This window comes from Streptosporangium sp. NPDC006013 (genome assembly GCF_040614275.1).
In the GTDB taxonomy this organism is placed as follows: Bacteria; Actinomycetota; Actinomycetes; order Streptosporangiales; family Streptosporangiaceae; genus Streptosporangium.
Genome location: NZ_JBEXUE010000381.1, coordinates 1 through 9,952 on the forward strand (window position 1 = coordinate 1; position 9,952 = coordinate 9,952).

The window sequence follows — 9,952 nt, forward strand, 5'->3', positions numbered from 1 at the left end:
GCGCCTCGGTGAGCAACTCGACCGCCCCGGCCGACCAGTCCACATGCGGCGACGGCTCATCCACATGCAGCGTCCTGGGCAACACCCCATGACGGCGGCACCGGGCCACAGGTCGCGAAGGTCGACGGGGAGTTCTCCGGCGCGGTGGAGAGGGTCGTGAGGAAGCGGGCCGGCTCCGGCCAGGAGAGGTCCCGTCCCGGCCAGCGGGCCCACGCTCATCAGCGCCAGCATCCCGGCGAGCACGGTGCGGCGCCCCTTCGGGACGGACATAACGATGTGATGCTAGCGGAACGCGGGCCGGCGCTCCGGCCTTCGGGCCGGAGGTGAAGGCCCGCACGGGAGTGCCCGCCGGGGCGCGAGCGTGCCCTGACCTGCCGCGTTCTGCCGCCGGAGCGGAACGTGATCCGGTAGCGCGGATCCGCGCCGGCCCAGGCCGCCGGCCACGCGCTCGCGGCCTTCGCCGGAAACGGAGCGGCCCCGTCCCCGCACATGTGAGGAACGGGGCCGGCGCCCCTGCTCAGGCTCCGGGCCGGACCGCTCCGGCGAAGGAGGACCTGTAGTACCCCTCCAGCTTCACGATCCGGACCGTCTTGCCGCTGCTCGGCGAGTGGACCATCCTGCCCTTGCCGACGTACATGCCGACGTGGCCCTTTCCACTGAAGAACATCAGGTCACCAGGGTGCAGGTGGCTCCACGAGACCTTCTTCCTGATCGCCCGGTACTGGCTGTGCGTGATCCGGGGAATGGACACGCCCGCCTTGCGCCAGGCGTATTTGACGAGCCCCGAGCAGTCGAACGCGCCGGGACCGGAGGCACCCCACCGGTACGGATCGCCGACCTGCTTCTTGGCCGCCGAGACGGCCTTGCGAGCCCGAACCTTCTGCAGGGCCGCCCTGCTCATCTTGGTCTTGACCTTGGTACCGGCCTTGGCCCTGTGCACGGTTCTCTTCGTGCTCTCGGCCTGCTCGGAGACTCCGGCCGCGGTGTTGACCAGGATCTCAGGGGTGCTGTCCGTCGTCGCCCTGGCCGCCGCCGGCCCTAGGGTGACCGCTCCGGCTGAGGCGGTCAGGGTGAGGGCGATGCCGCCGAGAGAAAGGCGGAAAAGGCGCGACAGACGGGTGTTACACGGGGTGGTAGACAGGATTTCTCCTTGGTGCTTCCACTGATGCCTACCGGGTTAGCTGACGGGTTCGGGCTTGGAAGATGCCCTACGGCGCAAATGCGCTGATTCACCCCTGGCCACGCTGTGTCGGGCCTTTTGGGTCCCCGGTTCCATGCCTCCTGGCTGCATAGATTCGGCGGGCCGCCGTGATGAGGTCCGTCCCCGGCAGGGGAACGGCGGCCGGTTGGATTTCTATAGGGACACCGGCCCGAAGACCGACATTCACCGCGACGGCATGGCTTGCACGTCGCGAGGCCAGAAGTTACCCCGATCTCCAACCTTCGGCAAAGCATTCGCCAAACAAGAAGATCAATAAGCCTTCGTGATCTTCCTGTTACCCCTGCTTAATGGCCGTTTATGCTATTAAGATATGACTCTCGTCACACCCCCGGAATCACGCCCGACAAATCGCGATTTCTGTAATGTTCATCACATTTGCCATAATTCACGGTTGAAGCCGCGAGGGTGCCCTCTCCCGCCGCGGAGCACGGGTCAGCGCCGGACGCACGTGTAGGCGCCGTAGATCGATTCCCTGAAGTCCGCCTCGACGATCTCGAACCCGGCGGCGTCGAGCATCGGCTCGAGAAGCCACCGGAAGGTGCTGTACTCGGTGCGCAGATGCTCGGCGTAGTCCTCGCGGGTGTAACCCAGCGCGGGATCGTCGGCCGCGCCGTCGAGCCAGCGGCCGAGCACGGCGTCGGCCTCGGCCGGCCGGAAATCGAAGATCAGATCGCGCAGGCGCAGGACGCCCCCCGGTCGTACGATCCGCGCAATGCGGTCGAGTGCGACCGCCTTCCAGAAGTCGGGGAGCTGATGGAGTGCGTGACGGGTGTAGACCGCGTCCGCGGGTGGCCCGGCGTGCTCGTAGGAGAGAAAGCCCGCCCGCACGCATTCGAGGTTGGCCAGGCCGTCCTCGGCGGCCCGGACGGTCAGGAAGTCGTGCATCGCCGGGGAGACGTCGACCGCCACCACACGCCGGAACCGCCGCGCCGCGGCCAGCGCGAACTGCCCCGTCCCCGCGCCGAGTTCCACGACCGTCGCCGTCTCCCCCAGGCCGCGCCCGGCGAGCGCGGCGAGGTCCTCCCCCGGATCGGGCCTGCCCTGCTTGCGGTCGAACCCGGCGACGAACGCGGCGTCGAGGTGCTCGGGACCGGCATGGGCGAGTTCGTCGAGCATCCATGAAGTGATCATGTTCCGATGCTGCAGCGCCACCGCGCGCGACGCACCCGGTTTTCCGGCCGCCGGGACCCGCGCACCGCGCGTCAGGGGCGGACGGCTCCGACGAGGCGACGGCCATAGGCCGAGAGCGGGACGACCTTGACGACGTCGCCGGTCTGCGGGGCGTGCACGATCTGCCCGTTGCCCGCGTACATGCTGACGTGGCCCAGGCCCTCACTGAAGATGAGGTCGCCCGGCTGGAGGTCGTTCAGCGAGACCTTGCGGCTGGTGCCCCAGCTCCACTGCTCCCAGGTGGTACGGGGGAGGCTGACCCCCCCGCTGCGCCAGGAGGCCTGGACCAGGCCCGAGCAGTCCCAGCCGCCAGGCCCCGTGCCGCCGTACTGGTAGGGCTTGCCGACCTGCGCGAAGGCGAACTGCAGGGCGGCGCGGGCGTTGCCCGAGGCGGGGCCGCTGTACTGGATCCCGGTGCTCTCGGGGTTGCCCGTCTTGAAAACGTTGAGTTCGCGCAGGAGCTTCGTCTGAGCCCTGACCATCTTGTCGGCCTTGGCCTTCTCCTTGGCCAGTTCGCCGCGCGTCTCGTCGGCCTCGCTCAGCGCCCCCTTGGCCAGGTTCCTGTTGAGCCGCAGCGCCTTGGTGGCCTCGTCGAAGGCGCTCAGCGACTGGGCCCGGGAGGCCGACATCTGGTCGACCGAGGCCAGGCCGCTCAGCAGCGCGCCGGGGTCGGCCTGGTAGACCATGCCTTCCCAGCTGTTGACCGCGCCGAACTGGTAGGTGCTGACCGCCATCGCGACGAGCTCCTTGCGCAGCCCGGCTACCTGCTCGTTCTGCCGGGCGAGCTCGCTGTTCAGCGTCACGTACTTCTTCTTGGCCCGCTTCCACTTCTCCGAGGCCTGGTTGTACTTCTCGACGATCTGGTCGGCCTGCTCGTTGAGCTTCTCCAGCTTCTTCTTGGCCTGGGCGAGTGTCGGCTTCGGCTCCGCGGAGGCCCCGCTCACCGGCACCATCAGCAGCGCGAGGGCGAGCCCGGCCGCCACCGGTATCCGAATGAGTCCAACCGGCATACCCGCCACGGCCACGTCAACGCCTCCAGACTGCACAGACCTGCGGCGAATAGTACAGAACAAGTAAGGTTTAGATCACCTTTTCCCGTGTTTATCCCTATAGCTGCAGGTAGCAGTCCCGGTCTCCCCGGGTGGCCCCCGGATCGCCCGGTCAGCAGGCGGCGACGTCGCAGATCTTCGCGGTCATCTTCCTGGCGTCACTCAGCTGCCTGGTCCAGTCGCTCTTCGCCGGCTTGGAGTACTCGCCGCCCCAGAGGTAGACCAGGACCGCGTTGCCCTTTCTGACCAGCACGCTGCGGTCACCGCCCACGCCGACCTTCTTGCCGTAGTAGACCTGCCCGGAGACCTTCAGCGCCTCGTCTCCGAGCCCGGTCAGGCGCGAGGAGACGTAACGGTAGGTGGAGCCCGCGTTGGTGTTGGAACCACAGGTGGCCAGGGCGGAGCGCAACTGGGCCACGGCTCCGGCGGCGGCGGCCTTCGAGCGGTACAGGATCACCTGCTCGACCTTCAGGAAGTCCGGGACGCCGGTGAAGGTCACCGTCCGCGCGGCCGTCCTGCCGGTCGCGGCCAGCGCGGCCCTGTCACACGGGTTGACGGCCAGCCGGGCCTTCGCCGAGTTGCTGACCGTCCAGTTGGTCTCGGGGTTGTCGTCCTTCTTCGCGGCGTCCTTCTCGTACAGCAGGAAGCCCTTGGGAATGCCGGCCGCCGCAGCCGCGGCGGCCGGTGTGGCAACGGTCGCCCCGATGGCCAGAACGGCGACGGCGAGCGTTATGATCTTCTTCATCGAATGCCCCTGGGGAGATCGAAATACCTACCGGTGGTTCGATGCGCCATTACCGGAAAAGGTTCACGCCCGCCCCAGACGTCTGAGAAGAAGCAGCGAGGGAACCGGCCGGGCGCCCATCCTGCGGACCGACTCGGCCACCTCCCGATCCGAGGAGACCACCGCGACCGCGCGTCCCGTGGGCTCGGCGCGGACCAGCTGGCGGATCAGGTCGTCGGCGATCTGCCCGGGGGCGCTGAACATCACCCGTACCCCCCTGGGTGCCGACACCGGGACCGGCCCGTTCAGCTCGGCGCCGTCGAAAACGCAGGTCAGCTCGGTACGGGTCTGCGCGTAGAGCGCGCCGAGGCCGGTGAGGAGGCGATTGCGCTGGTCGGCGAGGGTGAACGTACCGTAACCGGTCTTGGTCACGTTGTAGCCGTCGACGATCAGGTGGATCTGCGGCAGCGCGAGCAGCTGGTCGAGCAGGGCGGGGTCGTCGTCGGCGAGCGCCCGCGCGGGAACCGCCTGGACCCCCTGCCTGCCCGGCGCCACCGAGGCCACCGAGTCGGCGGGACGGTGGATGCCGGAGGGCAGGGCGAGCTCCCTGCGGAGCCCCGCGGCGGCGTCCTGCAGGGCGTCGAGCAGCATGCGGACCTTGGTGTCCTCCACGCTGCGGCCCTCACGGGCCGCCCTGCGCGTCGACTCCAGCTGACGCTCGGCGTCGGCCAGCCGCTCGCGCAGACGGCGCAGCTCGCTCTCCACGCTGCTCCCCGCCGAGACCGCGGCGGCCTTCGCCTCCTCCGCCGCCTCCCAGGCGTCGGCGGCACGCGCCTCGGCCGCCCTGGCCCGCTCCCGGGCCTCGTGCAGCCTGCGGCGCAGGTCGGAGACCTCCGAACGCGAGGCCTTGAGCTGCTCGCGCAGCCGTTCGGACTCCTCCTTGGCCGCGTTCTTCTGGCCGGCCAACTGCTCACGCAGCCGGGAGAGCGTCTGCTCCTGCGCGGAGCCCTCGGCGACGGCGGCCGACCGCTCCAGGTCCGCGCGGGCCGCCTCCACCATGGCCGCCCAGCCGGGCGGCCGGGTCAGGTAGGCGGCGGCGGCCACCATGACGGGCTCGGCGGCCGGCGGGACCGCCCCCTCGGCGAGACTCGCGACCAGCTCCGGCCAGCCCGCGGTCAGCGTCTCCGCGACCAGCTCGCGGAACTTCTTGTCGGTCTCCAGTTGCGCGGCGATGGGCGCGCCACCCAGCCTGGCGCGTTTGCGGGGGTCGAATTTGGCGATCCCCTTCAGCGGCGGCGGCACCGAGGCGGCGGGCATGGAGCCGAGGATCTGGGACGCCAGTTCCACGACATGTAAGCGAACCTGCTCGGGTAACGGACGAGACAGGCCCTCTCCGGCTGAACTCATCACGGCCCCTACTCGGATCGGTCTTCACGTCAAGGGTACGGCTAGCGCACCCTGACCCCGACCTGACCGTAAGGCGGACGGCGGCCGACCCGGCCGTGAACTCTTTATGGACAAGCGCTTGCTCTTAGGTTACGACTGTGCGGATCGCCTTGTGACGCACGCCACCCGGGAGAGCGCGATGGATCAGCAGCGCCGGCAAGCCGAGGATATGCGGACATCCACCCGCGACCTCGAGGAGTTACACGAACGGATGCGGTCGTGGCTCTCCGGCAGGGTGGGATCCCCTGTCACGCTCTCCCGGCTGTCGGCGCCCTCGGGCAACGGCATGTCCAGCGAGACCCTGCTCTTCGACGCCTCCTGGACGGCGACGGAGGGCCGGCGGGAGGTCGGCTGCGTCGCCCGGATGGCCCCGGCGAGCGAGGCCGTACCGGTCTTCCCGAGCTACGACCTCGGCAGGCAGTTCGAGGTCATGCGGATGGCCAGGGAGCGCGCCGGCGTGCTCGCGCCCCGGACCCTGTGGTACGAGCCCGACCCCGCACCGATGGGCACCCCGTTCTTCGTGATGGAGCGGCTCACCGGCGACGTGCCGCCGGACGTCCTGCCCTACACCTTCGAGGGCTGGCTGCTGGACGCCTCCCCGGCCGACCGGACGCGGCTGCAGCGGCAGAGCATCGAGATCCTGGCCAGACTGCACGACGCCCCGTTCACCGCGGCGGAGCTGCGCCCGCTGGAGATCGCGGGGACGGGCGAGTCCGCGCTGCGCAGGCACGTCGACGACCAGCGGTCCTACTACGAGTGGGCACACGGCTCGATGCGCATCCCGCTGCTGGAGCGGGCGTTCGACTGGCTGCGGGAGCACTGGCCGAACGATCCGGGACCCGACGTGCTGAGCTGGGGCGACGCCCGCATCGGGAACGTGATGTACCGCGACTTCACCCCGGTGGCGGTGCTGGACTGGGAGATGGCCACGATCGCCCCCCGCGAGCTGGACATCGCCTGGATGATCTTCCTGCACCGGTTCTTCCAGGAGATCGCCGAGGTCATGGAACTGCCCGGCCTACCCGACTTCATGCGACGCGAGGACGTATGCGAGACGTATCACGAAATAACGGGATACAAGCCACGCGACATGGAGTTCTACGAGATGTACGCCGCGCTCAGGCACGGCGTCATCATGGCCCGCGTCTGGCACCGCCGCATCCACTTCGGCGAGCAGCCCATGCCGGACGACCCCGACGACCTGGTGCTGCACCGGGCCACCCTCGAACGGATGCTGGACGGGAGCTAGCGGACCACGGGTGTTCCGGGCGTCCGGCGCCGAAAGAACCCGGTGCGGTGAATGTCGGTCGGGGCTTCTATGGTCGTGAATCGTGAACTACGCCGTGCAGGGAACACTCGACGAGCTGGGCACCCCGCTCAGCCAGATCACCTTCGTCGTGTTCGACCTGGAGACCACCGGCGTCTCGGCGGGCGAGCACGCGATCACCGAGATCGGCGCGGTCAAGGTCAGGGGCGGTGAGGTGCTCGGTGAGTTCGGCACCCTGGTCGACCCCGGTTCACCGATCCCGCCGTTCATCTCGGTGCTGACCGGCATCACCGACGGCATGGTCGTGGCGGCGCCGCGGATCGAGTCGGTGCTGCCGTCCTTCCTGGAGTTCGCCGCAGGCTCCACCCTGGTGGCGCACAACGCCGGGTTCGACCTGGGGTTCATCAGGGCGGCCTGCGCGGCGCACGGGTATCCGCCGCCCGCCCACCAGGTGGTCGACACCGTCGACCTGGCCCGCAAGCTGCTGACCCGCGACGAGGCGCCCAACTGCAAGCTGTCCACGCTGGCCGCGATCTTCAGCCACACCGAGCCCTGCCACCGGGCGCTCGCCGACGCGCGGGCCACGGTCGACGTGCTGCACGCCCTGCTGGAGCGGGCGGGCTCCTTCGGGGTGCAGACGCTGGAGGAGCTCAAGGGCTTCGTCCGCGCGCCCACCCCCGAGCAGCGCCGCAAGCGGCACCTGGCCGACTCGGTGCCGGCGGGACCTGGCGTCTACGTCTTCGAGGACTCCGGCGGCGACCCGCTCTACGTCGGTAAGAGCACCAACCTGCGCAACCGCGTGCGCGGTTACTTCACCGCGAGCGAGACCCGGCCCCGCGTCCGCGAGATGATCGGCATCGCCGCGCGGGTCAGATCCATCTCCTGCGCGACCCCGCTGGAGGCGGAGGTCAGGGAACTCCGGCTGATCGGCTCGGCCAAGCCCCGCTACAACCGCAGGTCGCGCCACCCGGAGAAGATGTTCTGGCTCAAGCTGACCGACGAGCTCTTCCCCCGCCTGTCGGTGGTCCGCGAGGTCAAGGACGACGAGGCGTCCTACCTGGGCCCGTTCACCAGCACCCGCGCCGCCGAGGACGCCCGCACCGTGTTGCACGAGACCATCCCGCTGCGGCAGTGCACCGAGCGGATCACTCCGCGCACCAGGCGCTCCGCCTGCGCGCTCGCCGAGATCGGCAGGTGCGGCGCACCGTGCGAGGGGCGTGAGACCCCCGACGAGTACGCGGTGCACGTCGTGGCGGCGCGCCGGGCGCTGGAGCTGGACGCGGCCGGGGTCTTCTCCGCCATGGAGGCCAGGATGGAGCGCCTGGCCCTCGACCAGCGCTACGAGGAGGCCGCGGCCGACCGCGACCGGCTCGCCTCCTACGTCCGCACCTCGGCCCGCATGCAGCGGCTGCGGTCGCTGACCGCCATCTCCCAGATGGTCGCGGCCGCCCCCGTGGCGGGCGGCTGTTGGGAGATCCATGTCATCCGGTACGGACGGCTCGCCTCGGCGGGGGTGATGCCGAGGGGCGCCCACCCCACCCCGTTCGTCGAGGCGCTGACGGCCACCGCCGAGACGGTGCCACCCGGCCCCGGGCCGGTCCACGCCGCCAGCGCCGAGGAGACCGAGTGTGTCCTGCGCTGGCTGGAGTCCCCGGGGGTGCGGCTGGTGCAGGTGGAGGGCACCTGGAGCCTGCCCGTCTCGGGTGCCGGCCGGCTCAAGGCCCGCATCGACCGCGCCTACCAGGCGGCCGAGCCACGCCGGGCGCGCGAGGGCCGTCCGCTGCGCTGATAGCGTCAAAGACGGCAGGCAATACTCAACGAGGAGGAAGCTCGTGGTCACCGCGATCGTTCACATCAACGCCGAGGTGGACCGGATCCCCGAGGTCGCCCAGACGATCGCCGAGATCGACGGGGTGAGCGAGGTCTACTCCATAACCGGGGAGTACGACCTGATGGCCATGGTCCGCGTCACCGCCTACGAGGAGATCGCCGAGGTCATCCCCGGCCGGATCAACAAGGTGGCGGGGGTGCTGCACACCGAGACCAACATCGCCTTCCGCGCCTACTCCCGGCACGATCTGGACGCCGCCTTCTCGATCGGCCTCGGCGAGTCCGACTGACCCGCGCCGGCGGGGCGGAGGCGAGGGCGGGTCGGTTCGAGGTCGGTGACGTCCCCCATACCCTTGCGGGCGGCGTCCGGGACCGCCTCGCCCGAGATGGGCAGCCGCGCCCGCACCTCGAACCCCCCTCCGGGCAGGATCCCGGCCGCCAGCGTCCCGCCGAACAGGGCGGCCCGCTCCCGCATGCCGAACAGGCCGTGCCCCGCGGTCGCCGCGGGGTCGGCCTGGCCGTCGTCCCGTACCAGCACGTCGAGGAAGCCCGGCCGCCAGCGCAGCGTGACGCGGGCCGAGCGGGCGCCGGCGTGTCGCAGGGTGTTGGCGAGCGCCTCCTGGACGATGCGGTAGGCCACCAGTTCGAGGGTGAGCGCGACCTCGGTGGGCCTGCCGTCCTCGACCATGTCCACGCCCAGGCCCGCCGCACGGACCTCGGTGAACAGGTCCCGCAGGTCGGACAGCCTGGGCTGGGGCGTCCGGCCCGCCGGGGAGCCGTCGAGATCGAGTAGCGACAGGGTGCGCTGGAGTTCGACGAGCGCCTGACGCCCCGACTCCTCGGCCACCCGCAAGGTCCGCCTGGCCCGCTCGGGATCCTTGTCCATGATCATCCGCCCGGCGCCCACGCCGAGCGTCATCATGCTGATTCCGTGCGCGACCACGTCGTTCAGCTCACGGGCGATGCGCACCCGCCTCTCGGCGAACTGGGCGCGGACCAGTTCCTCCTGCTGACCGGCGAACCTGTCCTCTGCGGACTTGAGCCTCAGCAGCAGGAGCCTGCGATCCCACACCAGGCTCACGACGGCCACGCACAGTCCGAGCACCAGGCACGCCAGCAGGATGGGGAACACCTGCTCGGTCAGGGGGTCAGCACGCCACATGGTCGCAACCTAGAACGGCACACCGAGGTGACATCCCGGGCGCCACCGTCCTGCTCTGGTCGGCCGCACTGCTGGTCGTGTT

9 protein-coding genes and 1 riboswitch are annotated in these 9,952 nt (G+C 70.1%); of the genes, 3 read left to right on the plus strand and 6 right to left on the minus strand.

The features are described from left to right. Nucleotides 1-517: 517 nt before the first annotated feature. The 5 genes from ABZ260_RS38300 to ABZ260_RS38320 form a co-directional block, all read right to left on the minus strand. On the minus strand, nt 518-940 hold the full coding sequence (locus ABZ260_RS38300; RefSeq protein ID WP_355627261.1) for a C40 family peptidase: 423 nt from the start codon (nt 938-940) through the stop codon (nt 518-520). Nucleotides 941-1,151: 211 nt separating this feature from the next. After that, a riboswitch (cyclic di-AMP (ydaO/yuaA leader) is annotated at nt 1,152-1,311 on the minus strand. A 343-nt stretch (nt 1,312-1,654) separates the two neighbouring features. Continuing rightward, nucleotides 1,655-2,353 (minus strand): class I SAM-dependent methyltransferase, encoded by a 699-nt coding sequence (locus ABZ260_RS38305; RefSeq protein WP_355627263.1) that lies wholly within the window; start codon nt 2,351-2,353, stop codon nt 1,655-1,657. Nucleotides 2,354-2,424: 71 nt separating this feature from the next. Further along, complete coding sequence (locus ABZ260_RS38310) at nt 2,425-3,402, minus strand: NlpC/P60 family protein (protein ID WP_355627265.1); 978 nt, start codon at nt 3,400-3,402, stop codon at nt 2,425-2,427. 151 nt (nt 3,403-3,553) lie between these two features. After that, the gene (locus tag ABZ260_RS38315) at nt 3,554-4,186 is read right to left on the minus strand and encodes a hypothetical protein (protein ID WP_355627267.1); all 633 of its coding nucleotides are present in this window, start codon (nt 4,184-4,186) and stop codon (nt 3,554-3,556) included. Between the two features lie 63 nt (nt 4,187-4,249). Then, nucleotides 4,250-5,512, minus strand: a complete 1,263-nt coding sequence (locus tag ABZ260_RS38320) for an NYN domain-containing protein (RefSeq protein ID WP_355627268.1) — start codon at nt 5,510-5,512, stop codon at nt 4,250-4,252. A 268-nt stretch (nt 5,513-5,780) separates the two neighbouring features. On the opposite strand from ABZ260_RS38320, the gene ABZ260_RS38325 reads away from it, so the two are divergent. The 3 genes from ABZ260_RS38325 (at nt 5,781) to ABZ260_RS38335 (ending at nt 8,998) form a co-directional block, all read left to right on the plus strand. Continuing rightward, nucleotides 5,781-6,860, plus strand: coding sequence for a phosphotransferase family protein (locus ABZ260_RS38325; protein WP_355627270.1), 1,080 nt, complete (start codon nt 5,781-5,783; stop codon nt 6,858-6,860). Between the two features lie 82 nt (nt 6,861-6,942). Next, nucleotides 6,943-8,667 carry a DEDD exonuclease domain-containing protein gene (locus ABZ260_RS38330; protein WP_355627272.1) on the plus strand — a complete coding sequence of 575 codons (1,725 nt, stop codon included), beginning with the start codon at nt 6,943-6,945 and terminating at the stop codon, nt 8,665-8,667. A gap of 43 nt (nt 8,668-8,710) precedes the next feature. Beyond that, the gene (locus ABZ260_RS38335; protein WP_030910213.1) at nt 8,711-8,998 is read left to right on the plus strand and encodes an Lrp/AsnC ligand binding domain-containing protein; all 288 of its coding nucleotides are present in this window, start codon (nt 8,711-8,713) and stop codon (nt 8,996-8,998) included. Here ABZ260_RS38335 and ABZ260_RS38340 read toward each other — a convergent pair. Next, nucleotides 8,941-9,870 (minus strand): histidine kinase, encoded by a 930-nt coding sequence (locus ABZ260_RS38340; RefSeq protein ID WP_355627274.1) that lies wholly within the window; start codon nt 9,868-9,870, stop codon nt 8,941-8,943. The genes ABZ260_RS38335 and ABZ260_RS38340 overlap by 58 nt on opposite strands. Between the last annotated feature and the right edge of the window lie 82 nt (nt 9,871-9,952).

Coding starts and splice junctions, on each gene's coding strand:
- ABZ260_RS38305 (WP_355627263.1), bottom strand. CDS start 2,353: ATGATCACTTCATGGATGCTCGACGAACTCGCCCATGCCGGTCCCGAG.
- ABZ260_RS38310 (WP_355627265.1), bottom strand. CDS start 3,402: ATGCCGGTTGGACTCATTCGGATACCGGTGGCGGCCGGGCTCGCCCTC.
- ABZ260_RS38315 (WP_355627267.1), bottom strand. CDS start 4,186: ATGAAGAAGATCATAACGCTCGCCGTCGCCGTTCTGGCCATCGGGGCG.
- ABZ260_RS38325 (WP_355627270.1), top strand. CDS start 5,781: ATGCGGACATCCACCCGCGACCTCGAGGAGTTACACGAACGGATGCGG.
- ABZ260_RS38340 (WP_355627274.1), bottom strand. CDS start 9,870: ATGTGGCGTGCTGACCCCCTGACCGAGCAGGTGTTCCCCATCCTGCTG.